The organism is Brevibacillus ginsengisoli, from assembly GCF_050113715.1.
Taxonomy (GTDB): domain Bacteria; phylum Bacillota; class Bacilli; order Brevibacillales; family Brevibacillaceae; genus Brevibacillus_H; species Brevibacillus_H ginsengisoli.
On record NZ_JBNJQR010000004.1, the window covers coordinates 141,988 to 166,889 of the forward strand.

At 44.8% G+C, this 24,902-nt stretch carries 26 protein-coding genes; all 26 read right to left on the minus strand.

The features are described 5' to 3' along the window. Positions 1-151 precede the first annotated feature (151 nt). The gene (murA, locus tag ACQCN2_RS10140) at positions 152-1,486 is read right to left on the minus strand and encodes a UDP-N-acetylglucosamine 1-carboxyvinyltransferase (RefSeq protein WP_426928791.1); all 1,335 of its coding nucleotides are present in this window, start codon (positions 1,484-1,486) and stop codon (positions 152-154) included. 21 nt (positions 1,487-1,507) lie between these two features. Next, complete coding sequence (locus tag ACQCN2_RS10145; protein WP_426928792.1) at positions 1,508-2,257, minus strand: YwmB family TATA-box binding protein; 750 nt, start codon at positions 2,255-2,257, stop codon at positions 1,508-1,510. Between the two features lie 73 nt (positions 2,258-2,330). Beyond that, complete coding sequence (locus tag ACQCN2_RS10150; protein WP_426928793.1) at positions 2,331-2,564, minus strand: DUF1146 family protein; 234 nt, start codon at positions 2,562-2,564, stop codon at positions 2,331-2,333. A 113-nt stretch (positions 2,565-2,677) separates the two neighbouring features. Further along, positions 2,678-4,186 carry an NADH-quinone oxidoreductase subunit NuoN gene (nuoN, locus tag ACQCN2_RS10155; protein WP_426928794.1) on the minus strand — a complete coding sequence of 503 codons (1,509 nt, stop codon included), beginning with the start codon at positions 4,184-4,186 and terminating at the stop codon, positions 2,678-2,680. Positions 4,187-4,192: 6 nt separating this feature from the next. After that, on the minus strand, positions 4,193-5,734 hold the full coding sequence (locus ACQCN2_RS10160; protein ID WP_426929044.1) for a complex I subunit 4 family protein: 1,542 nt from the start codon (positions 5,732-5,734) through the stop codon (positions 4,193-4,195). Between the two features lies 1 nt (position 5,735). Then, a complete protein-coding gene (gene nuoL / locus ACQCN2_RS10165; protein WP_426928795.1) occupies positions 5,736-7,649 on the minus strand; it encodes an NADH-quinone oxidoreductase subunit L in 1,914 nt (637 codons plus the stop codon). 24 nt (positions 7,650-7,673) lie between these two features. After that, complete coding sequence (nuoK, locus tag ACQCN2_RS10170; RefSeq protein ID WP_426928796.1) at positions 7,674-7,985, minus strand: NADH-quinone oxidoreductase subunit NuoK; 312 nt, start codon at positions 7,983-7,985, stop codon at positions 7,674-7,676. Further along, positions 7,982-8,494: an NADH-quinone oxidoreductase subunit J gene (locus tag ACQCN2_RS10175; RefSeq protein WP_426928797.1), complete on the minus strand. Its 513-nt coding sequence runs from the start codon at positions 8,492-8,494 to the stop codon at positions 7,982-7,984. Before ACQCN2_RS10175 ends, nuoK begins: the two co-directional genes overlap by 4 nt. A 2-nt stretch (positions 8,495-8,496) precedes the next feature. Beyond that, entirely contained in the window at positions 8,497-8,910 is a 414-nt protein-coding gene (gene nuoI, locus ACQCN2_RS10180) for an NADH-quinone oxidoreductase subunit NuoI (RefSeq protein WP_426928798.1), read from the minus strand. A 38-nt stretch (positions 8,911-8,948) separates the two neighbouring features. Next, the gene (gene nuoH, locus ACQCN2_RS10185; RefSeq protein ID WP_426929045.1) at positions 8,949-9,965 is read right to left on the minus strand and encodes an NADH-quinone oxidoreductase subunit NuoH; all 1,017 of its coding nucleotides are present in this window, start codon (positions 9,963-9,965) and stop codon (positions 8,949-8,951) included. After that, complete coding sequence (locus ACQCN2_RS10190; RefSeq protein WP_426928799.1) at positions 9,962-11,110, minus strand: NADH-quinone oxidoreductase subunit D; 1,149 nt, start codon at positions 11,108-11,110, stop codon at positions 9,962-9,964. Before ACQCN2_RS10190 ends, nuoH begins: the two co-directional genes overlap by 4 nt. A gap of 3 nt (positions 11,111-11,113) precedes the next feature. After that, positions 11,114-12,148 carry an NADH-quinone oxidoreductase subunit C gene (locus tag ACQCN2_RS10195; RefSeq protein ID WP_426928800.1) on the minus strand — a complete coding sequence of 345 codons (1,035 nt, stop codon included), beginning with the start codon at positions 12,146-12,148 and terminating at the stop codon, positions 11,114-11,116. After that, positions 12,145-12,663 carry a NuoB/complex I 20 kDa subunit family protein gene (locus ACQCN2_RS10200; RefSeq protein ID WP_426928801.1) on the minus strand — a complete coding sequence of 173 codons (519 nt, stop codon included), beginning with the start codon at positions 12,661-12,663 and terminating at the stop codon, positions 12,145-12,147. The genes ACQCN2_RS10195 and ACQCN2_RS10200 overlap by 4 nt, the downstream gene beginning before the upstream one ends. After that, entirely contained in the window at positions 12,654-13,025 is a 372-nt protein-coding gene (locus ACQCN2_RS10205; RefSeq protein WP_426928802.1) for an NADH-quinone oxidoreductase subunit A, read from the minus strand. The genes ACQCN2_RS10200 and ACQCN2_RS10205 overlap by 10 nt, the downstream gene beginning before the upstream one ends. 221 nt (positions 13,026-13,246) lie before the next feature. Then, positions 13,247-16,336, minus strand: a complete 3,090-nt coding sequence (locus ACQCN2_RS10210; protein WP_426928803.1) for a S8 family serine peptidase — start codon at positions 16,334-16,336, stop codon at positions 13,247-13,249. A 229-nt stretch (positions 16,337-16,565) separates the two neighbouring features. Then, positions 16,566-17,309, minus strand: a complete 744-nt coding sequence (locus ACQCN2_RS10215) for a DUF6042 family protein (protein WP_426928804.1) — start codon at positions 17,307-17,309, stop codon at positions 16,566-16,568. Positions 17,310-17,524: 215 nt separating this feature from the next. Beyond that, positions 17,525-17,929 (minus strand): F0F1 ATP synthase subunit epsilon, encoded by a 405-nt coding sequence (locus ACQCN2_RS10220; protein WP_426928805.1) that lies wholly within the window; start codon positions 17,927-17,929, stop codon positions 17,525-17,527. A gap of 27 nt (positions 17,930-17,956) precedes the next feature. Continuing rightward, on the minus strand, positions 17,957-19,366 hold the full coding sequence (atpD, locus tag ACQCN2_RS10225; RefSeq protein ID WP_426928806.1) for a F0F1 ATP synthase subunit beta: 1,410 nt from the start codon (positions 19,364-19,366) through the stop codon (positions 17,957-17,959). Positions 19,367-19,461: 95 nt separating this feature from the next. Next, positions 19,462-20,319, minus strand: a complete 858-nt coding sequence (gene atpG, locus ACQCN2_RS10230; protein ID WP_426928807.1) for an ATP synthase F1 subunit gamma — start codon at positions 20,317-20,319, stop codon at positions 19,462-19,464. Between the two features lie 74 nt (positions 20,320-20,393). Beyond that, complete coding sequence (atpA, locus tag ACQCN2_RS10235) at positions 20,394-21,905, minus strand: F0F1 ATP synthase subunit alpha (RefSeq protein ID WP_426928808.1); 1,512 nt, start codon at positions 21,903-21,905, stop codon at positions 20,394-20,396. Between the two features lie 31 nt (positions 21,906-21,936). Beyond that, the gene (locus ACQCN2_RS10240) at positions 21,937-22,461 is read right to left on the minus strand and encodes a F0F1 ATP synthase subunit delta (RefSeq protein ID WP_426928809.1); all 525 of its coding nucleotides are present in this window, start codon (positions 22,459-22,461) and stop codon (positions 21,937-21,939) included. After that, on the minus strand, positions 22,458-22,961 hold the full coding sequence (atpF, locus tag ACQCN2_RS10245; protein WP_426928810.1) for a F0F1 ATP synthase subunit B: 504 nt from the start codon (positions 22,959-22,961) through the stop codon (positions 22,458-22,460). Before atpF ends, ACQCN2_RS10240 begins: the two co-directional genes overlap by 4 nt. Before the next feature lie 111 nt (positions 22,962-23,072). Then, positions 23,073-23,288 (minus strand): F0F1 ATP synthase subunit C, encoded by a 216-nt coding sequence (atpE, locus tag ACQCN2_RS10250; protein ID WP_426928811.1) that lies wholly within the window; start codon positions 23,286-23,288, stop codon positions 23,073-23,075. Positions 23,289-23,343: 55 nt separating this feature from the next. Beyond that, on the minus strand, positions 23,344-24,150 hold the full coding sequence (gene atpB, locus ACQCN2_RS10255) for a F0F1 ATP synthase subunit A (protein ID WP_426928812.1): 807 nt from the start codon (positions 24,148-24,150) through the stop codon (positions 23,344-23,346). A gap of 68 nt (positions 24,151-24,218) precedes the next feature. Then, positions 24,219-24,587 carry an ATP synthase subunit I gene (locus ACQCN2_RS10260; RefSeq protein ID WP_426928813.1) on the minus strand — a complete coding sequence of 123 codons (369 nt, stop codon included), beginning with the start codon at positions 24,585-24,587 and terminating at the stop codon, positions 24,219-24,221. Positions 24,588-24,598: 11 nt separating this feature from the next. After that, positions 24,599-24,808, minus strand: coding sequence for an AtpZ/AtpI family protein (locus ACQCN2_RS10265; RefSeq protein WP_426928814.1), 210 nt, complete (start codon positions 24,806-24,808; stop codon positions 24,599-24,601). Positions 24,809-24,902 lie beyond the last annotated feature (94 nt).

Below are 24,902 nucleotides of genomic sequence, written 5' to 3' on the forward strand. Positions count from 1 at the left end.
GGGGACGAAGCTCTTTTCTTGTGGGCTGGCGCGAATAGAAGAAAAAAGTAAACTCCTTTACCTAAAGTAAAGAAGTTTACTTTTTCCTAAATCCAATAGACAAATAAAATAGAAAAGGACTTCCACCATGGGAAGTCCTCACCTTATCGTTTTACGCAAAATTAGGAGATAAATTCACTTTCACTGCTTGTGTTTTGGTTTCACGTACTTCGGCGGCAGGTTGCTCTACGATTTTGACACGCTCAATGTTGGCGCCCAGCGCTTGGAACTTGCCGGTAATGTCCACATATCCACGGTCAACATGATGCAAGCCGCCTACTTCTGTTTCTCCGTCTGCAATCAAGGCAGCCAGAATCAAGGAAGCTCCTGCCCTCAAATCAGTCGCGCATACCTTGCTGCCTGTCAGCTTGATGCCACCCTCAATAATAGCACTTCTGCCTTCGATCTTGATATTCGCGCTCATACGGCGGAATTCTTCCACATGCATGAAGCGATTCTCAAACACGGTTTCAGTGACGATGCTTGTGCCTTCAGATGCCAAGAGCAAGGCCATCATCTGTGACTGCATATCAGTCGGGAATCCAGGATACGGTAAAGTTTTGACGTCCACTGCTTTCAGTGGGCCGTTGCGATATACGCGAACCCCGTTTTCTTGTTCCTCTACAGTTACGCCCATCTCTCGCAATTTGGCCGTGATTGGCTTAAGGTGATCACAGATTGCGCCTTCAACAAAAATGTCTCCACCTGTAATTGCGGCAGCTACCATGAAGGTTCCTGCCTCAATTCGGTCAGGGATCACGCAATGTGTGCAGCCTTTCAGACGTTCTACCCCTTCAATTCGGATAGAACCTGTTCCAGCGCCACGAATCTTCGCACCCATACTATTTAAGAAATTTGCCAAATCAACAATCTCTGGCTCTTCTGCAGCATTCTCAATCACTGTGATGCCTTCCGCAAGAGATGCGGCCATCATGATATTCTCAGTTGCCCCCACACTGGCAATATCCAAATAGATTTTGACCCCTTTTAGGCGGCCATCTACTTGAGCTTCAATAAAGCCTTGACCAATTTCAATCTTAGCCCCCATGGCTTCAAAACCTTTAAGATGCTGGTCAATAGGCCTTGTACCAATTGCGCAACCACCTGGCAACGCGATGCGAGCTTTTCCTTTCCGGGCAAGAAGCGGGCCCATTACGAGGAAGGAGGCTCTCATTTTTCTGACTAGATCATAGGAAGCTTCAATACTGTTAAGCTTCGTAGCATCAATTGTCAACGTTTCGTTCTCGTATGTAACGTCAACCTGCAATGTCCGTAGCAGCTCGCAAATCGTATAAACATCATCCAGCGCTGGTACTTCATGAATTACACTAATTCCGTCTTCCGCTAAAATGGATGCTGCAATAATCGGAAGTACGGCGTTTTTCGCGCCTGAAATTTTTACATTTCCCGCTAATGCCTTACCGCCGCGGACAACGATTTTTTCCAAAGTAGATCCCTCCGCGTAGCTTTAGTATTCCGCTGTGATGATCGGTGTCCCTACCGTGATCCGTGTAATGGAATCAAGTGAATCCAGATGAGTTGCCACCTGAAGATTCATCTTGTGTTGGCCTGTTGTGATCGCGGGGTTCCATAGCTCAGTATATGCAGAGATACTAAGTACTGTCTCATCTTGAAGACGCTCAATTTCATTCGCTTGCAAAGCAGCAAGGACCTCATGAATCTTGTCCTCCTGCTGATCAACACTCAGTTTATCACTGTATATTCCGCGAATACAAGTGCTAAATTGCGGAATCCTTGAAGCCTTTTTGAAGAGTGCAGTAATCTGGTCACGGAATTTTTCCATATCTTGTGCATGAATCCGTTTTCCTTTTAACCCTACTACTACATATGTATGAAATTTGTCGTTTTGTGGTACCCCAATCAAGCGCAAAACGCAAGTAATTCCGCCCATATTTTCCTCTGTTACATAAATATAGCGACTATCTTCCATCATGAGCTTGGGTTTCTCCGAAAAATTCAATCGTTTACTCCAACTGATCTCGGCCTCCGTTAGGTCTTTGGTCGTGTCAACCATCCCTAAATCTACTGTCGTTCTCATTTCAATGACAGTCGGTTCGGCCCCAGTTTGTTCTATAGCTTGGATCATTTGGGTAATGGTTTGATTTTCTGTAGCATGGGCAAATACAGGCATGCTTGCGAGCAAATAAATCATCACAAGGATGACAGGTGGTACCCAATACGAATACTTTTTCAACATCTTAACTCCCCCACTTTTCCCTACTATCTCTACAACTAGTTTGTACGGAAAAATGGTGGCTTATACCAATTAATCAAGAGAACAAAGATTTAAGCATCATCGACCAGCCCAAATACTCCATAAAAAAGCTAGCTACCCCATGACCGATAAAAATGGACAGAATGATGTGAAGCAGCTTGGATTGGCCACTCTCAGGATGTTTCACAAATAAATCAAACCGGAAAGCCTGTAAAGCCCACCAGCTGAACCCAATACAAAGAATGGAGACAATAATGTTGGTTACAGCAGAAACCGCAAAAGAATTCATGGAATTCACTCCTCGCTTTAGTCGTAATGACGATTATCATAAAAGCTATCTCCTAATTGGGCAAAAAGAAAAGGGGGCGGCGACTATGCCGTTCCCCCTTTGATTATACACGATTATTTACTTGGAACTACCATGTTTCCAAAGTCAAAATGCGCATTAAATGTGGTATGCAAGTAATTAGTCGCTACTTCCGGAACAATACCGAAAGCCAGCGTTGCGATTAAAGTAATCCCCACCACGAACACAACGCCCATCGGAGCCTTGAGTGGAGCTTCCGTTTGTCCTGGACGCATGTACATCTGACGAATAATCCCGAAATAGTAGTAGTAAGAGACTACGCTCGTTGCAATCATAACAGCTGATAGCCAGTAATGCTTCAAAGCCACTGAACTCAAGAAGATGTAGAACTTCCCGAAGAAACCAGCCGAAATTGGAATACCAGCCAACGAGAGCAAGAAGATCGTCATTGCAATCGCCAAGAATGGAGCTCGGTGATAGAGCCCAGAAAAAGACTTCAATTCTTCTGACCCTTGATCACGCGTAACGACCATAATAATCGCAAACGCACCAAAGCTCATCAGCAAGTAAGCGAACAGATAGAAAGTTACTTGTTCAAAGAAGAAATACGTAACCGATATAAATGGAACAAGCAAGTAACCAGCTTGTGCGATACCGGAATAAGCCATCATCCGTTTCACGTTTGTCTGACGAATCGCCATCGTGTTACCGATGATCATTGACAATCCTGCAACGAAGGAAAGACAAAGCGTCACGTTTTCGTTTTGTGCAATGACACCATAGAAGGCGATGAGCAACAAACGGAATACCAATGCAAATCCAGCCGCCTTAGAGACAACGGCCAAGAATGCAGTAACTGGAGTTGGTGCTCCTTGGTACACATCTGGAGCCCACATGTGATTAGGAACTGTCGCAATTTTGAAGCCCAATCCAACCAACATCATCGCAAACGACAAGATCACTAGGAAGCTGAAGCCGTTCATATAGGCCGCCGCAATTCGCTCTGTCATTTCATAGAGGTTGGTGGTTCCGGTCATTCCGTAAAGATAGGACATCCCGAACAATGTGACAGCTGTAGCAATTCCTCCAGAGACCACATACTTAAATGATGCCTCATTGGAACGCAAGTTGGTTTTACGCAAACCTACCAGCACGTAAGAAGAGATAGACAACAACTCAAGTCCCACGAACAGTGTAATTAGATCTGCGGAGGAGGCCATCACCATCGCACCAAGTAAGCCTGTCAACAGCAGGTAGTAGTACTCGCCTTGATGTGTGATATCTCCTTTTTTCAAATAAGACTGTGACAGAATCAAGGTAAACGCCACGCCGCTCAAGAAAAGCAGCTTGAAGACATTCCCATAATCATCGATGCGCAGCATATCCGCCATAAAGGTATATGGCTTATCAAGTGCATTGACATTGGAGATAACGAAGAATCCCGCTAATACCACTCCAACCACTGCGAGCCAACCAAGAACTGCACGGCTTGTTCTCTTTCCCATAAATAAATCGATCAAGGAAAGAAGTGTCGCAAATGCAAGAATCGTAATTTCCGGCAGAAGGTAGCTCCAATGGTACTGTCCCATAATATTTGTCGTCATGGTTGCTTACCCCCCTATCCCCGGAACAATTGGTACTATATTTTTTAACGTTTCTTGCAATGGATCACTGAGTACAGCCGGATAGATACCGATCAAGATGATAAAGCCTAACAAGATAACCATCGGGATAACCTCAATTGGTTGTGCATCCGCCAATTGCATGTATCTATCTGGTGTAGGACCGAATGTTGTACGCAGAATTGCGCGAAGCAGGTAGGCCGCTGTGAAAATCAATCCAAGCGCACCTACTGCCGCAATAGCTGGCATTACGCCGAACAGACCAAGGTATGACAAGAATTCACTGATGAAGCCGGACATACCTGGCAAACCAAGAGAAGCCATTGCCGCTGTTAAAAGAATTCCGCTCACGAACGGCATAGATTTCGCTAAACCGCCCAATTCCGTAATATCGGAAGTTCCGACTCTCTCCCAAATCACTCCGATCAGGAAGAACATGAGCGCGGAGATGAAACCGTGAGATACAACCTGGAAGATCGCACCTTGGAAACCAACTGTATTCATCGCTGCAAATCCGAAGAGGACTACCCCCATATGGCTGATACTGGAGTACGCCATAACCATCTTGAGGTCCTTTTGTACAAAAGCGAGAATCGCACCGTACAAGATGTTAATCAGACCGAGAATCGCCATCCATTTGGCAAAGCCATACGCTTGCTCTGGGAAGAATCCAATTCCCATGCGAAGCAAACCATACGCACCCATCTTGAGCAAGATACCAGAGTGGATCATAACGATCGAAGGAGGCGCTTGTACGTGAACTTTGAGCATCCATGTATGGAACGGGAAAATCGGCAGTTTGATACCGAAAGCAATAAACAGAGCCAAAAACAATCCATATCGAAGCGTTTCACTTACATGACCTAGCATTGGATTGTTGGCTTGCGTCAAAGCAGTCGTGAGTTCACGGATATTCATGGTGAATTCACCGTTCGCGTTCGGCACGTTAATGAAGATCGTAATAAAAGCGATCAACATAATCGCGGAGCCGACACCGTTGTAAATCAAAAACTTATTCGCTGCTCGTTCTTTGTCCGAGTAACCCCAAATTCCAATTAGGAAGTACATTGGAACCAGCGTCATCTCAAAGAAGATGAAGAACAAGAACAGGTTCTGAGTAGCGAACACCCCTAACATCCCCATCAACAGGATATGAAAGAGAATGAAGTACTCTTTTAGACGTTTTTTCAATTGGGTCGAAGCGATCGCGGCCAATGTGCCGATAATGGCAGTCAAGACAATCAATGGCATTGACACACCATCTACACCCATATCGTAATTGATTTTCATAGAGACTAACTGTCCAGCTTGATCAAGAGTTACCGGGATAGTAATCCAATGAGCGCTCTCGACAAATTGCATGCCAGCATTGTGATAATCAAAATGAGAAAACATCATTAAGGACAACACAAGCGGTAGGAGGGTTCCAAGAATCCCAATTTGCTTAATCACGCGACCCTGATGTTTCGGAACAAATGCCAACACAAGAATAGCAAGAAGTGGTGAGAACGTGATTAGCGTAAGCAACATGCTATTTAACACCAGGGACACCTCCAAACGCTGTAAGTCCAATGATTAAGAGAACAAGACCAACGAATACCACAAAACCATATGTTTGTATTTGACCGTTCTGAATGCGAGCGTGGGCAGCACCGATTGCGTTGGTAATAACAGCAACCAAGGTAACCAAACCATCTATTACATAACGATCGAACAGATCCAATACCTTGCCAATCCCTTTTAACGATTGAACAAAGACAACATGGTAGATTTCATCGATGTAGTATTTATTAAACGAAAGCTTATACAACCAAGGCATCGGACGAGCAATCCAGTCCCTAGAAATCGACTGTTTCGCATACATGAGATAAGCGAGCAGGATACCAGCGACAGAAACAATGATCGCCATTGCTGTTACCCAAACGGCCGTATGCCCTTCTTCATGAGCAGCAGCCGCAATGAATTCACCAGTAGTACCTGAAGTCATCCAGTGATGGAAGATAGGGTTGAACGGTGTATTGATGAAACCGGCTACCACTGCCAAAACAGAGAGAATCAGTAATGGCAAAGTCATAACCTTTGGAGATTCATGTGCTTTGTCATGACCAGTTCCTCTTGGCTTCCCAACAAACGTGAGGAAAAACAGACGGAACATATAGAACGCTGTGAAGAAGGCGGCAATAATCGCCATCCACAACAAATCCATTCGACCAGAGAGATAAACAGAGCCCAAAATTTCTTCTTTGGACCAGAAGCCCGCAAACGGAGGAACCCCGGAAATCGCTAAGCAACCGATCAAGAAGGTCCAAGCTGTAATCGGCATCTTTTTCCAAAGACCGCCCATCTCATGAATATCTTGTGTGTGCACAGCATGGATCACACTACCTGCGCCCAAGAACAACAACGCTTTGAAAAACGCATGAGTCATCAGGTGGAACGTACTTGCTACGTATCCAGCTGCTCCAGCGGCACCCAATGCAAGCATCATGTAACCAAGCTGAGAAACTGTTGAGTAAGCGAGTACTCGTTTAATATCGCGTTGTGTCAAACCGATCGATGCCGCAAAGATCGCGGTAAATCCACCGATGTACGCTACAACATTAAGTGCAGTTGGTGAAGCGATAAACAGCGGATATGTTGCTGCTACCAAGTAAACACCGGCTGCTACCATCGTTGCTGCGTGGATTAATGCGGATACCGGCGTTGGACCTTCCATCGCATCCGGCAACCATGTGTGCAACGGGAACTGACCGGATTTACCGATCGCACCGATAAAGATGAGAATTGCAGACAACGTAATCATCCACGGTTCCAGACGACCTGCGGAGATTGCATTAAAGATCTCAGAGTAGTCGAAGCTTCCTGTCCACCAGAACAAGAGCGCGATCCCGATAAACAAGCCCACGTCCCCGATACGGGTAACGATGAAGGCCTTCTTCGCCGCTGCTTTCGCTTCTGGTTTGAAGAAGTAGAAACCAACGAGCAAGAAGGAACAAACCCCTACAAGCTCCCAGAAGATATACACTTGCAACAAGTTAGGAGAGATAACAAGTCCTAACATCGAGAAAGTAAAGAGCGACAAGTACTGATAGAAGACTGGGAAACGCTCGTCTCCATGCATGTAGCCCTTCGAGTAAATTTGTACCAACAAGCTGACGAACGTAACAATTACCAGCATGAGTGCATTCAATTGATTGACTTCATACCCCATGCGAACAACTGTATCGCCGATTTGCAACCAATCGACTGCAAATTTGAAATCTGTTGCCCCTTCTTTAAAACGCTCCAAGAAGGTCATCAATGCCATAACAAAGGAGATTCCGACTGCCAGACCTCCTACATAAACCGATCCCTCTTTCAACTGACGACCAAACGAGACAATCAGGATGAAAGCAAAGAGTGGAAAAAGAGGGATAAGCCAGGCGTATTGCATTATCGTATCCATATGTTCACCTATCCTTTTCCTTTTCTAGCGTTTCATCGTGTCCATATCGTCGACGTCAACCGTATCACGGTTACGATATAACGAAAGGAGAATCGCGATTCCAACGGCTACCTCTGCCGCAGCCACTGTCATTGTAAACAAAGTGAAGATCTGACCAGTGATCGAAGCGGCAATTCCGTATTTTGCAAAAGCGACGAGATTGATATTCACCGCATTCAACATTAACTCAATCGAGAGTAAGACGATAATGGCGCTTTTTTTCGTTAAAGCTCCATACAATCCTACGCAAAACAGAATCAGGGCGACCAATAAGTAAGAGGATAATGGTACACTCATTCTTTGTCCCCCTCCTTCTTCGCCATGATAATCGCACCGACTAAAGAGACCAGCAACAAAACAGAAACCAATTCAAATGGAATCACATATTTCGTGAAAACTTCCAGACCGATTTGTTTCACGTTACTTACAGCTGGATTCGCGATTGGTTGTACATCCCCCGGCCATACAGTGTTTTGAATTCCCATGAAAACGATGACGAAGAACGCAGCTACACCGATGAAGGTAAGAAATTTGTTTTGAGCGCGATTTTTTTCTACTTCTGCTGCGTCATGTTTGGTCAACATGATTCCGAAAAGCATCAAGATCGAGATCGCCCCTGAATAAACAAGGACTTGAGAAATCGCAACAAATTCTGCTCCCAACAGAACAAACAGGCCTGCGATGCTAATAAACGTCACCCCGATGGCAACCACCATATGTACAACGCGTGTGAAGCTGATCATGAAAACAGCTCCACCGATTGTCAACAGGGAAAGAATAAAGAACGCTACAAATGAAGCACTCATTGTTAGTTTTCCTCCCTGACATTTTGGTTGTTATCATCAAGCCACTTCAAGTTCTTGAACAGTTCATCTCTACTGTAGGTAGCTAACTCGAAGTTGTTGGACATGACAATTGCATTCGTTGGACAAACCTCTGTGCACAAATCACAGAGAATACAAATCTCAAAGTTAATATCATAGGTATCGATGATTTTACCCTTTTTCGTTGGATCTGGATGAGCTTTACCAGTTAAGGAGATACACTCCGTTGGGCAAATCCTTGCACATTGGTTACAAACAATGCATTTCTCAGGTGAGAAGTGCTGAATCCCACGAAAACGTGGCGGCATAGGATATGGCACGTCAGGATAAAAGTGCGTCACTTTTTTCTCCGTCAGCTGCTTTAAGATAAATCCCAGCCCTTTTGCAAAGCCTAGCATGGTGTTTCCCCCCTTACGATTTGAATGGCTTTAGCGGCTTACTGCCCCAACGAGCCGTTCTGAATAGAGATAACAACGGCAGTTAGCAGTATGTTGAACAGCGCGAGCGGCAGAAGCCCCTTCCATGCAAATGACATCAGTTGGTCAGCACGCAAGCGAGGCATCGTAGCGCGAATCCAGAATTGGAAGAAGACATACAGCGAAAACTTCAAAATAAACCATACGATCCCTGGAATAAAGTTAAGCGCTTGGCATGGTGGAAGCCATCCACCAAGGAACAAGATCGTGATCAATGAACCCATTCCGAACATATACACATACTCGGAAAGGAAGAACATCGCCATACGGAAGCCAGTGTACTCCGTATGATAACCAGATACCAACTCTGATTCAGCTTCTGGCAAGTCGAACGGCGTTCTGTTCAACTCAGCCTGTGCGGCGATAAGGAATACGATAAACCCAAGGAATTGAGGTACGATATTCCAAACATCGCGTTGGCCCTCAACGATATCAATCAAGTTCATGCTACCTGTCATCAAGAGAATCCCAACGACGGACATGACAAGCGGAACCTCATAACTGATCATTTGGGCAGCTGAACGCAGACCACCGATCAAGGAATACTTGTTGTTGGATGCCCATCCACCCATGATGATCCCGATAACAGTAATACCGGATACCGCCATGTAATAGAGCACACCGATTCCTAAATCTGCGAAATGTATTTTATCCGTAAAAGGAAGGACAGCAAGAACGGCAAAGGCAGGTGCATATGCCATTACAGGAGCCAATGTGAACAATACCTTATCCGCATTTTTAGGGCGAATGTCTTCTTTTAATAAAAGCTTGGATACGTCTGCTACGGTTTGAAGCAATCCAAGTGGTCCTACACGGTTTGGTCCAATACGAAGCTGCATCCAACCGATTACTTTACGCTCAAAATAAATTGCGTACGTAACAAAACCAAGAAGTACAGCAAGCATGACTACTCCAGCTAACAGAAAGAGCACGACATTCAAAAAGGAAGGAGCCTGATGCAAGAGTTCATTCATTATCCGTCAACCTCCCCTAATACAATGTCAATACTTCCTAAGATCGCAATCATATTGGCCATGTTCTCGCCTACTAGTAAGCTCGGCAGAATTTGAAGGTTATTAAAGGAAGGACGACGCAGCTTCAAGCGCCACGGCTTATCCTTACCTTGGCTGGAAATGTAGACCCCGATCTCTCCACGAGGTGCTTCAATCCGGACGTAAGTTTCACCAGCAGGTGGACGAAGAACTTTTGGTGCCTTGCCCATGATCTCTCCCTCTTCTGGGAATTGATCAAGCGCCTGCTCCAGGATGCGAAGCGATTGTTCCATCTCAGCCAAACGCAGTTGATAGCGAGACATACAGTCGCCTTCAGTCGCAGTTGGCACATCAAATTCAAAACGATTATAAATGCTATATGGCTCGTCTTTGCGAAGATCCCACTTCTCTCCTGTGCAGCGAAGCATGACGCCTGACAAAGAATGATTGAGAGCAGTCTCTCGATCGTACTTGCCAATGCCTGTAATACGATGAATAAAGATTTCGTTGCCACTTACAAGCTGATGATAGTTAGGCAATTCCTTTTTAAAATATTGTACGAATTCTTTCGCTTTCTCAATCCATCCTGCAGGAGCATCCCATTTCACTCCACCTACACGCATGTAGTTGTACGTCAAACGAGCACCGCACAATTCATTGAATAGACCAAGAATCATTTCACGGTCACGGAAAGCGAACAAGAAAGGGCTCATTGCACCAATATCAAGCAGATAAGTTCCCCACCAAACCATGTGGCTGGCAATCCGGTTCAATTCCATAACAATGACGCGAAGGAATTCCGCTTTCTCAGGTATCTCCAATCCCATCATCGTTTCTACCGCATGACAAAGCACATAGTTGTTCGTCATGGAAGAAAGGTAGTCAAGACGATCCGTATATGGAATGATTTGCGTATAGTTAAGGTTCTCGGCTAACTTCTCGGTTCCACGATGCAAGTAACCGATCACCGGGGTCGCCTCTTTAATCGTTTCACCGTCAATTTTTACAACCAGACGAAAAACACCGTGTGTACTTGGATGCTGAGGACCAACGTTCAACAGCATTTCCTCGGTACGGAGACCAGTATTAGGATTAGAATTATTTCCTAGTGTTGTGATATCAAGACTCATCTCCTACACCCCCTCATCAAACGGTACATAGTCTTTACGTAGCGGATGGCCTACCCAGTCATCAGACAGCATAATTCGACGCAAATCGTTATGTCCTGGGAAATTAATTCCTAACAAGTCATACGTTTCGCGCTCATTGTAATTGGCGCCTGCCCAGATATCCATTACGGATGCTACAGATGGTTTTTCGCGATTTGTTTTCACTTTCACCGCAATACTTTGACGATTTTTGTAAGAATAGAGATGGTAGTAGACCTCCATATGATTCTCATAATCTACCCCATGCAGGTTTGAAAGATATTCAAAATGAAGTTCGCTATCTTCTTTTAAAAGTTTTGCTACATCATGCAACTTCTCATTTTTAACGATGATCGTCGGAACTTCTTTCGCCAATTGATTGATATAGGAGTCTTCTAATACATCTGCACCAAACTTGGCGGTGATTACTTTCACATACTTATCTAAGTACGGCTGATATTTAGAAGGAGCTTTCGGAGTTTCTTCGGCAGCACCTGTGTCTGCGGCGCCTGTAGCTTTAGCCTTTGCTGCAGCTGCTGCGGCCGCTTTTGCTTTGGCGGCGGCTGCGGCCTTGGCCTTGGCGTCATCATCTCCGCCTGCTTCTCCTGTTGCTCCACCCTCAGCTTCACGCGCTGCCTTGGCTTTCGCTGCTGCTGCTGCGGCCGCTTTTGCTTTAGCGGCGGCTGCTGCTTTCGCCTTGGCGTCTGCATCATCTCCGCCTGCTTCTCCTGTTGCTCCACCTTCAGCTTCACGCGCTGCCTTGGCTTTCGCTGCTGCTGCAGCTGCTGCGGCCGCTTTTGCTTTGGCGGCGGCTGCGGCCTTTGCTTTTGCAATTTCGTCAGAGTTTGCAGAGGATTCTTCTGCCTGTTGTGGGGAAGCTTTTGTTTCTGGAGCAGCTGTTTGGGTACCAGCTTCAGTTGACTGTTCCTTCAAACGACGCATTTCTTCAGCTTTCGCCTTGGCTGCAGCTGCGGCGGCTGCTTTTTCTTCTGGAGTTGGCTTGCGTTTTTCTTCACTCATTGACTGGTCACCTTCTTCCCAGTCTTCGCTTCATAGCGGATCTTCTCTTGTAATTTATTGATACCATAAATAAGAGCAACGGGACTTGGAGGGCACCCAGGTATGTACACATCTACCGGAACAATCTGGTCTACTCCTTTTACAACGCTATAGGACTTGATGTAAGGTCCACCTGCAGTAGCACAGGAACCCATGGCGATTACCCATTTAGGTTCTGGCATTTGATCGTACAGTCTGCGCAAAAGTGGAGCCATTTTCTTCGTTACAGTACCAGCAACAATCATAACGTCAGAGTGACGAGGCGACGCGCGGAAGATAACACCAAAACGGTCAAGGTCAAAATTAGAACCACCTGATGCCATCATCTCGATCGCGCAACAAGCCAAACCGAAAGACAACGGCCAAAGCGAGTTGCTTCGAACCCAACCTTTGAGTGTCTCCATTGACGTCAACATGACGTTGCGTTTTATTTCTTCCTGAAGTTCAGGGGCGACATTCGTAAGATCTAGCTCCATTCAAGCACCTTCTTTCTCCAGGCATACACTAATCCAACGACTAAAAGGAGGATAAATATAACCATTTCAATTAACGCAAAAAGGCCTAGCTGATTATATGCTACTGCCCATGGATAGAGAAACAATGTTTCAACGTCAAAAATAACAAACAGCAGGGCGAAAATGTAATACTTAACATTAAAACGTACCCAACTGTCACCTACTGGAATGTTCCCGCTTTCATAAGTGGTCTGCTTTTCTGGGTTTGGTTTATGAGGTCGAACTAACCGTCCGACAATACTAACCGAACCAACTGGAAGCAGTACACCTAGGAAAATAAAGACAGCAACAATCAAATAATTATTTGCATAGATTGCACTCATCGCAATTCCCCTCCGTTGTACTGAGTACAAGAAAATACCTACATTATTATAGCAAATGCCCATTCTTGTGTCTAACAAAAGCCTTACTATTGTTAAAAGTTGTTAGCAAAAACCACTTGACATAAAATAGAAGAGGCTTAGAGATATTGTCCCTAAGCCTTTACACCATTAACCCTATTTTAATACTCATACCCAATATTTAAGGTTGGAATACGTTATGACTACTCCTTAGCAGGCAGAGTAACATCGAATTTAATAATCTTATTGATGCTTGAATCGTAAGCAGAAGCAATTTTCACTTTAAGAGTTACTTTTGTTTCTTTCGTTGGCAATTCAAGCAAGATACCATCTTTGCTAATGTAGTTCTTTTTAGAGCTGGATATCACTTCGTATGTGAGATTGTGAACGTGTGTAGGCAAAGACAGCACTGCGTCGCCAACTACTTTGGTATTGACACTGTTTGGCACGAAGTTCGCGGCAGCTTTCGCAACATCTTTCTTTAACTGATCCTTGTCTATCTTTACCGAACTATCCTTAATTGAAAATGTTTTGTAAGCAGTATAATAGTTTTCAGTTGTTTTCTTTTCTGGATCGTATACATATCCGGCAATCACCATTTGATACTCTCCATTTGCCAGATGCTTCACAATCTCTCTTCCGCGACTATCTTTTGAACCATCAACATAGGAACCATCAATACCTTCAAATTTGATATTGCCCGGCTTGATATTTTTCCAAGTTGGTTCGCCGGCTTCATCAAGATCCATGTATTCAGCGAGCGTTCCAATAAACTTGTCGTCGTATCCATACACTTCCAAGGTAACCAAGTTGATATCATCAGCCTGCAATACAGCAGTCACGTCGATCGAATCGTCTTTACCATCACCGTTCGGAGTAATGAATCCATTAGACAATTCGTACTCGTCAAAGCCCGTAGAATTATCTTCGCGCTTGTCGCCAACATGAACGACAAATGGCAGGTGCAAATCAGGATTGCCATCTTTGCTCTTCAACAGAACTTCACCTTCATAAATGCCATCTTTTGTATTTTTGGAAGGTGACAACTCCAGATGGAAAGAAGTTGCCTTGCCTCTGGAAGCTTTAACAATATCCTGATCTACATTAACCTTGATATCTTCCGCATCATCACCGTGCATGACCACTTCGGCTTCATATGTCACCTGGTCGTCAGAGGTGTTTTTGATCTGAAGCTCTTTGGTGACTGGCTTGCTTCCAGCGGCCATCAATCCAAAGGAGATATTATCACCATTGTAGATAATTTCTTTGGTAGTATGGTCGGTATTCATTACTTTTACCTTTTCAACGGTCTCAAGCAGAGCAGGGGTTTTGATAGCGTTGGCCATGTTGACACGACCTGCGCCTTGCGTATAAACATCGTACAATTTATTGGACGGATCTTTAATTTCTTCCGCTGTATTGGCAAGAGCAGCTTTTACGTCGTATGGCGTCCACTCAGGATGCTCTTGTTTCAAGAGCGCGGCCAATCCTGCTATATGCGGAGCAGCCATGCTTGTTCCTTGGAGACGCGCATAAGCATCGCTGTAACTAGCATCCTTATTTTCTTTTCCATACGCAGGAACACTAGAGAGAATCGCCGTTCCAGGAGCGAGCAGGTCAGGTTTGATCGCATAGTTTCCATCCATAGCAGGACCACGGGAACTGAACTCCGCTACTTCGTCACCAGGTTTGGTAACCGCATCAAACGCCGCACCAAATGTAAAATTAACTGGCTTGTCTGGGTTTGCAAGCATTTCTTTCGCTAGCTTACGTCCTTCTGCCCCTTTCATGTTAAAGGCAGGTACAAAGCCTGGATCGTCTCCAAGGAATGTCTGAATATAATCGGTTCTTCCGGGGAAATCCAAATTTCCATTTCCATTAAACATTACAACTGCAACAGCTCCTGCTTTTTTCGCGTTGGTGATTTTGACACCCATGTCAATGGTTCCGCGTCCTACGAGTGCTACCTTGCCTTTTACATCTACTTTCTTGAAGTCGTCTTCGGTGCCAATGTTAGCATAAACCCCTGTCAACGGCTTCGCGCCTAATAATGAAGCAAAATTGTTGTTTCCTTTTTCCCAGCCCATGGCATATAGTTCAAAGTCTTGAGCTTTGCCACCGCCAAGGTTGACGCTCAGACTCGCTTTATACGTGTCAACAGGCGTGGTTGCAGCACCTACGGAAATCGGCAAAAGCGCATCCGCCGGTGTGCCAGCAGTATAGTATCTAGGGCCTGCGTTCCCATTCGCTACGCAAGCAACGACACCCGCCAATGTGGCATTCGTTAATGCGATTGAATCAGGCGAGAACGGATCATGATTGTCATCAGAACCAAGGGAAAGGTTAATGACATCCATTCCGTCTTTTACCGCATGTTCGATCCCGTCAATTACTTGTGCCGAACTGCCCGTACCTCCAGTAGGGCTTGGACCTAGAACACGATACACATACAGGTCAGCCTCATAGGCAATCCCTTTCACCGTCTTGTCAGAATCCTTGTTTGCATTGCGCCCTACAATCGTACCAGATACGTGCGAACCGTGTTCAGTCGGATATTCTTGCACTGGCATCGTTTCATATGGATCGTCATCATCATCAATGGAGTCATATCCACCCTTGAAAGCATCCTTCAAATCCGGATGGAGATAATCCACTCCCGTATCGATAACCCCTACTTTGACTCCCTTACCCGTCAATTTTTTAGCCCACGCTTCTGGTACTCCGATTTGTTTCAATGGATTCATGTCATATCTTGTCTTCGAATCTTGTGTGGTGACCGAACCTTCTTTTTCGATAGGCAACGCATAGTATGTGCTATTTTCATAGACGGAAACAACATTTGGGAGCTTGGCCAGCTCTGGAACTTGATTTGCTGGAACCTCGATTTCCATCGCGTTGATCAAATAGCTGAACTTCCGTTGGACATCCAGATCAATTCCAGATTTTTCAGCGGCTTTCTTAAACGATTTTTGTTCTTGATTTACAGCAGAATCAACAGATTTTTCCGAAAAACTACGTAGTTCTTTTTTAGAAGCCAAGGATTTGGCAACAACTACAGGATTGGTTTTAAATTGGACAATGACACTGATCTTCTTTTTTGATTTGGTGTCAATATTTTCTGATATTTTTGCACCTTTAACTTCCTGCTTTATATCAAGCAAACTTCCATTTGTTACGTGAGAGGACTGGATTTGGCTGAGCCCAGCAGCCGAAACGGTATTAAAAGGGATTCCACTTAAAACAACAGATGCTGCGAGAGAAAATGACGCAAATTTGGTTAGTGTTTTTTTCAAAGTTGTTTCCTCACTTTCTTTTTAAGAGAAAAATTATGAATTAAATGCCAATTCAGAATGATTCTACATAAAACACAAAAAACCTTTAGGTTACTTAAAAAAATTTTATAATTAAATATATTTTCTTTACAATTCTATCTAAATTAGCTGTAGAAACAAAAAAAGCGAAGAGTAATCTCCTCGCTTTGCCTTTGTTTTGAATTAGTTATGCAGTTAGGTGCTACGACAGCTATTGTACGGCTTGTGGGTTTGAATTTCCGAGGAAGTCTTCGTAAATGCGTTCCCATACAATGTTGATTTCCATTTTCTCGTCTTCTGGAATGTCTTGAATATTATCAATTGGTTCACTTAAGTATGGAACCAATTTGATTAATACTTCAATCAACAACATATCGTTTACATTCAGCATTTCTTTCAAGTCTGCTTTGGATAAGTGGAAAACCTCATCATCTTTCTCATGCAAGGTCAAGATCAGTTTGCTGAACACAGGATGAACCAGTGCTTCAAGTTTGATGGAGTTTAAAGCCAATTTCTCCACATCTGTCAATGTAAACTTCTCTTGAACGTCCGGGAATGGGGTAATCGGAATATCCCATGTATCTTCTTTATCCAAGACAAGCCCCCACTTCAGAAGAAGTTCAATTGCTTCCTCACGTGAAGTTGGATACACATACCCTGAACGCTCCAGGAACTCTTTACTTTTTTGAAGGTGATCAACATATCCTTCATAGGACTCTTCAGACTTAAAGAGCGATTTATCAAGTGGAGCGAATGTACTCTTCAATCCTCGGATATCATCAAGAGCCTTACTCATCTCATCTTTCGTCTCATATTTGGAAACGACATGACACAAGCTTTGAAATAAAACTTGCATCTCATGCGAGAGAACACTGACCCAACCGTTGGTAGTAAAACCATTCGGAATGACTGTATCTTCACTCACCGTATTGCGGATATCACGAATCGTTTGCATGTGGACACTCTCCTTGCTCAAATAGTAACACCATTGCTTGTAAGATTCCCCAAGGGGATTAGACTCACAACAAGATGCGTTGTGTTGGTTCATATGTATTAGTTTCTAAGGGTATCAGGTCTATTATATACATAATCGAGCCCAATTACTAGGAATCGTACAGGATGCATAAATGAAACAAACCCTGCATGCATAACTGCAGCAGGGTTTGTAACTTATAATTGTTTGGTGACATCCAGACGATTAATCGCACGTTGCAAAGCATACTCAGCACGACGCTGGTCAAGGTCCGCGTGTTTCTCACTCAGACGTTGCTCTGCACGAGCTTTCGCCGCTTTCGCTCGAGCTACATCGATATCTTCTGGAAGCTCAGCACTTTCAGCAAGAATCGTTAATTTCTCGCCGTGCACTTCCAAGAAGCCACCGCTAACAGCGATTTGCGTCTCTTTGTCGCCTTCAGAGATAATCCGAACTGGCGCAATTTTTAGCGGGGTAACCAGCGGCATATGGTTTGGTAAAATACCAACATCTCCATCTACACCGCGTGCAATTACCATTTTAGCTTGACCGCTATAGACAACCCGTTCGGGAGTTACGACTTCAACTGTTAACTTGCTCACTTACCGTCTCCCCTTTCCAGGGTTGTCTTACTTCATTTTGTTTGCTTTTTCTACGGCTTCTTCAATTGTGCCTACATAGAGGAAAGCAGACTCTGGAAGATCATCGTGTTTACCTTCCAGGATTTCTTTAAAGCTGCGAACTGTTTCTTTAACTGGAACGTATTTACCAGGGAATCCAGTAAATTGTTCAGCTACGTGGAATGGTTGGGACAAGAAACGTTGAATGCGGCGTGCGCGAGCAACAGTTTGCTTGTCTTCATCGCTCAACTCGTCCATTCCCAAGATCGCGATGATATCTTGCAATTCTTTATAGCGTTGCAAGATTTTTTGTACGCCACGAGCTACCTCGTAGTGTTCTTGACCTACTACATCCGGGCTCAACGCACGGGAAGTAGAAGCAAGTGGGTCTACCGCTGGGTAGATACCCAATTCGGAGATACCACGGTCAAGGTTGGTTGTTGCGTCCAAGTGAGCGAATGTTGTAGCCGGAGCCGGGTCAGTATAGTCGTCCGCCGGTACGTAGATCGCTTGAATGGAAGTAACGGAACCTTTTTTCGTAGAAGTGATACGCTCTTGCAAGCCACCCATCTCAGTTGCGAGAGTTGGTTGGTAACCTACCGCAGATGGCATACGTCCGAGAAGAGCTGATACCTCAGAACCTGCTTGTGTAAAGCGGAAAATGTTATCGACGAACAGAAGTACGTCGCGGCCTTCTTCATCGCGGAAGAATTCAGCCATTGTCAAACCAGTCAAGGCTACGCGAAGACGAGCACCTGGTGGTTCGTTCATTTGACCAAATACCATCGCTGTTTTGCTGATAACGCCGGAATCTTTCATTTCATGGTACAAGTCGTTACCTTCACGGGTACGCTCACCTACACCAGCGAATACGGAGATACCGCCGTGCTCTTGCGCGATGTTGTTGATCAATTCTTGGATCAATACGGTTTTACCTACACCCGCACCACCGAAAAGACCGATCTTACCACCTTTTACGTATGGAGCAAGCAAGTCTACTACCTTGATACCTGTTTCCAGGATCTCAGTCGATGTAGCTTGTTCAGAGAATGGTGGAGCTTGACGGTGAATTGGGTCACGACGAGGAACGTCGCTCATTTCTTGAAGGTCGATTGGTTCACCCAATACGTTGAATACACGACCCAAGGTAACTTCACCGACAGGAACAGAGATAGGTGCTCCTGTATCTACAGCATCCATACCACGCACAAGACCATCAGTGGAAGACATCGCAACGGTACGAACGATGTTATCCCCAAGGTGAACAGCGGCTTCTACTGTTAAATCGATGTCGCGCTCACCAGAGTTTTGGGCTTTGTACTGAATTTTGATCGCATTATAGATGGCAGGTAATTGGCCACGTTCGAACTCAACGTCTACTACTGGACCCATTACCGATACCACGCGTCCTTTCGCCATTTTGCTTCTTCCCTCCTAAAAGCGTACTTGTAAAGCTGATTTGACGAGATATTACTTATTTATGGAGCAAACTTGTGCTCATTTCCGTTCAACAATTACAGCGCGTTTGCACCGGCAACGATCTCAGAGATCTCCTGGGTAATTGCCGCTTGACGAGCACGGTTGAAGAACAAAGTATAACGGTCAATCATATCCGAAGCGTTATCTGTTGCACTACCCATCGCTGTCATCTGAGCACCATAGAATGCTGCTTTGGAATCAAGCAATGCGCTGTAAATCAAAGTCTCAGCATACTTAGGCAAGAGAACAGAAAGTACTTCTTCCGCAGAAGGCTCATACTCATAGTTGATCTTGCTGTCAGTGCTGTCCACAGATTGCAATGGGAGCAAACGTGTAACTTGAGGTACTTGAGAAATCGCACTTTGGAACTCATTGTAGCAGAGGAATAACTCGTCGATTTTTTCATCGGCGAACAGTTTCACTGCTTTGCTCGCAATATTTTTGATATCCGCGAAGGATGGGTTCTCAGGCAATCCCACTACCTCTTCCATCACTGGGAAGTTACGCTTGGTGAAAAAGTCACGACCTTTACGACCAATGACGAACAAAGCGTATTCATCTTGTGATTTATGGTTTTCACGCACGGTTTGAACTACTTTACGGATCATGTTTCCGTTATATCCACCAGCGAGACCACGGTCAGAAGTAATCACGATATAGCCAGTCTTCTTCACTGGTCTGGTTTGCAACATCGGATGCTTCGAAGCAGCAGATCCAGAAGCAATACTTGCGACTACCTCTTGGATCTTCTGTGCAAAAGGACGAGCCGCACCCGCTTTCTCCTGTGCACGGCGAAGTTTCGCTGCTGCAACCATCTTCATCGCTTTCGTAATTTGACGGGTGTTTTTGATACTTTTAATCCGACGCTTTATCTCACGTGTTCCTTGAGCCACTCATTTCACCACCTTGGGGATGCGTACCGAATAAAAGGGTCCGGTACGCAAAAGATGTCAATTATGCGGGAAGATTAGCGGCTTACAGCGAAGCCTTTTTTGAATTCTTCAATTGCCGCACCCAATTCTTTTTCATCCGGCAAGTCTTTGGTTGTACGAATATGTTCGAACAGTTGTGGCTTGTTGGAGTCAATGAAAGCGAGCAGTTCTTTTTCGAAACGGCGTACATCTTCCACTGGAATTTCATCGATGAAGCCTTTAGTCGCTGCAAAGATGGAGATAACTTGTTTCTCAACAGCCATTGGTTCGTATTGACCTTGTTTCAGGATTTCAACTACGCGCTCACCACGAGTCAATCGAGCTTGTGTCGCTTTATCCAAGTCAGAACCGAACTGAGCAAATGCAGCCAATTCACGATATTGTGCAAGGTCAAGACGGAGTGGACCGGCAACCTTTTTCATCGCTTTGATTTGAGCAGAACCACCTACGCGGGATACGGAGATACCTGCGTTGATCGCTGGACGTTGACCTGCGTTGAAGAGGTCTGTCTCAAGGAAGATCTGACCATCTGTGATGGAGATAACGTTGGTTGGGATGTAAGCAGATACGTCAGAACCTTGTGTTTCGATGAAAGGAAGAGCAGTCAAGGAACCGCCGCCCAAATCATCGGAAAGCTTCGCCGCACGCTCCAACAAACGGGAGTGCAAGTAGAATACGTCACCAGGATATGCCTCACGACCTGGAGGACGACGGAGCAAAAGAGAAAGCTCACGGTAAGCAGCCGCTTGTTTGGACAAGTCATCATATACGCAAAGAACGTGTCCGCCTTTGAACATGAAGTACTCACCCATCGCAACACCAGCATATGGTGCCAAGAAGAGAAGTGGAGCTGGATCAGATGCTGTCGCAGAGACGATAATGGTGTAATCCAATGCACCGTGTTTGCGAAGAGTTTCTACTACTCCTGCTACAGTGGATTGTTTTTGACCAATTGCTACGTAGATACAAACCATGTTTTTACCTTTTTGGTTGATGATTGCATCCAGCGCAACAGCTGTTTTACCTGTTTGACGGTCACCGATGATTAACTCACGTTGACCACGACCGATTGGAACCATGGAGTCGATTGCTTTGATACCTGTTTGAAGCGGCTCATGAACGGATTTACGAGCCATAACGCCTGGAGCGTTGTTTTCAACAGGGCGGAATTCAGTTGTGTTAATTGGGCCTAAGCCGTCAATTGGTTGTCCAAGAGGGTTTACAACACGACCAAGTAGTGCTTCCCCTACTGGAACTTCCATGATGCGACCTGTACGTTTAACAGTGTCGCCTTCTTTGATCTCGCGGAACGGTCCAAGGATAACCACACCCACGTTATCTTCTTCCAAGTTAAGTACCATACCCATTACGCCGTTTTGGAACTCAAGAAGCTCCCCAGCCATGGCATTTTCTAAGCCGTGTACACGTGCGATACCGTCACCGACCGTGATAACTGTACCTACGTCTACTACTTCGATTTCAGCTTTATAATTAGCGATCCGCTCTTTCAAGAGGGAGCTAATTTCTTCAGGTCTAATTGCACTCACTTAAAAATTCACCCCATTCATCCAAACGTCGTTATAGTTGATGCGCGAAGTGTTCCAATTTACTTTTGATGCTACCATCGTACAGACGGTCTCCGATTTTCACCACAACCCCGCCCATAATGGCAGGATCAACTACTGCTTGGATTCGGATCGTCTTATTCAACAACTTCCCGAATCTATCCGCCAATTCTGTTGCTTCTTCTTGTGTAAGTGGCTTCGCAGTGGTTACCGTTGCGTCGGCAATTCCACGTTCTTCATTCGCGACCGCTACATAGGAAGCAAGAATTTCAGTCAGGTTAGACTCGCGTCCGTTATCAATCAATACACCGATAAAGTTCATTGTCTCTACAGCAAATTGGCTTCCGAAAACATCTTTCAATAGCCCTTTCTTCGCTTCTGAGTCAATATGTGGGTGCATGAGAATTTTGGTAAGCTCAGCGTTTTGGTTAACAGCTTCAACGAAAGTTTTCAGTTCCGTCTCAATTTGATCGATTAGCCCACGCTCTTTAGCAACTTCAAACAGCGCGCGAGCATAGCGCTTGGCTACCCCGCTCATAGGCGATCTCCCACTTGTTTCAGGAATTGGTCAACACTTGCTTTTTGAGCAGTTTCATCCAATTCTTTCTCGATAATTTTGGAAGCGAGCATTACAGAAAGGCCAGCCATTTGGTCGCGCAATTCTGCTTTTGCTTTTTCTACTTCACGAGCTAATTCAGCAGAGGCATCTGCTTTTAAACGTTCGTTCGTAGCTTTCGCTTCTTCAATAATACGAGCGGATTCATCATTAGCTTGTTTGCTTACACGATCAAGGATCGATTTAGCTTCTACACGAGCTTCATCGAGGATTCGGCGTTGCTCAGCGAGAAGTGCTTCCGCTTCTTGACGATTGCGTTCAGCGGTACTGATTTCATTTTCAATATGCTGACGACGTTTTTCCATAACCGCCATCGCAGGCTTCATAGCAAATTTGCTCACCAAAGCCAGCAAGATTAGGAACATCAATAATTGGATAAGCATTGTGCCGTACTCGAGGCTAACAGCTCCTAAGTCAAACATTCTATTCACTCCTTCCTGGCTCTCAGGAAATTCCTAAGTTAAACGTTCACATAAGAGAGGCGAAGGTCTGACCCTCGCCACTTCCCGTTCAAACTGTTATTGATTCATGAATTATTTGTTCATGAACACGAAGCCCATCGCAACCGCGATGATTGGAACCGCCTCTACAAGACCAAGACCCAAGAACATAAGACCCATCAAAGATCCACGAGCTTCAGGTTGACGAGCTGTGCCTTCGATTGTGCGGCTAACTACAAGACCGTTACCAATACCTGCTCCAACAGCAGCGAGACCAAACATGATACCTGCAGCAACTAAACCATTCATTACAAAATACCTCCCAGATTAAATGTTTTTTGTCGAACAGAGTGTTATACGATTATTAGTGTTCGTCGTTCACTTTTTGTGAGATGTACACCATCGTTAATGTTGTAAAGATATACGCTTGTACGGCACCAACGAATACGGAATATCCGAGCCAGATTGGCAAAGCGATCACAGCAGCACCAGCAGAAAGAAGCACTCCGATCAAAACCTCACCAGCAAAGATGTTACCGAATAGACGCAAAGGCATCGTGAGCGGTTTAATGATGAACTCTTCCATCGCATGTAACAAGAACATGAGCGGATTCGGTTCAAAGTAATGCTTGATGTACTTGCCCACACCATTCTTCTTGATGCTTAGGAAATGAGCATATAACAGTACCATCAGGGCAAGAGAGAAGGTTACGCTCGGTGCTGCAGTTGGAGATTTCCAATAGGCAACAGGCAAGCCATGTTCACTCTTCAACTCTTCTACCACCAACTCATGCTTTTGTTGAGTCAATTGATCATTGCCTGAAAGCGTCAACATTTGCATGAAACGTGGACTAATTTCATCTTTGTACACAACGTTCACATTAAACAACAGACCAAGTTGGTTACCGATGAAAATGTAGAGGAACAGCGTTAATCCGAGTGTTACGAACTTGGCAGATATCTTCTTCTCCATGAATCCGCCTGCAATACCTGCAATGAATTCGACTACCCATTCAAGAAAGTTCTGCGCACCCCCTGGAACTCCCGCGGTCAACTTCCGGGTCAAACCAAGAATCAGCAAAAACACGATGATGGATGTTACCACAATCATGAGCATGGTTGGAATGTCGAATACCATCCCTAGCCACTCAAAACGCGGCGATAAATGCATGTATTTTCACCCCTTTCTTTTGTCGAAGATGTTTGTACCAAAAACAATAAAGAAGGACATTACTTCATCTATTTTAAGGAGCGATAAACAAAGGGAAGGCTAATAATTTGAACGAGGAAAAAACCAATTAGTTCACCAGAGATAATAAACAGATCAGGATAGCGAATGGTTAGATAGACCGCAAACGCAACCGTTATCAGACGCTGGAGCATAGCGGTGCCTTTCGGACGTAACGAGGGATTCTCTGCTACTTGCCCTACTCGCCATGTCTTCGAAACTAAGACGGCTCCGTTGATCAAACTAACTCCCATGCCTACAAGCAAGCTCTGCAAAAACAGTCGTTCACTAGGCAACAGTGCCCAGAGTATCGCAACAATACTCACACAATAAAAAGCATAAGCAAACGTCTTACGCATGGCTGTGATAAAGTTCTGCATGTCAAATCTCCCTATAAATAGGAACGTACCAAGCGATATACACTGTATACTCCTATTCCTAATCCAGTAAACAACCCAAGCATCATGAGCCATGGATCACTATGTAACAAACCGTCAAGATATCTCCCTAACCACACACCTGCAATACAGCATACCGCAAGATCAACACCGATTAAACTGACAAAAATAATCGCTTGCCAGGGATTATCCAGTTTAGCCATTCTGACACCCTCCTTATTCGATGACAAAACTTCGTTCATCAGCGGTATTCAACTCTGGTGAAACTAGCCGTTTAACAGTGGCTACCAAGCGAAT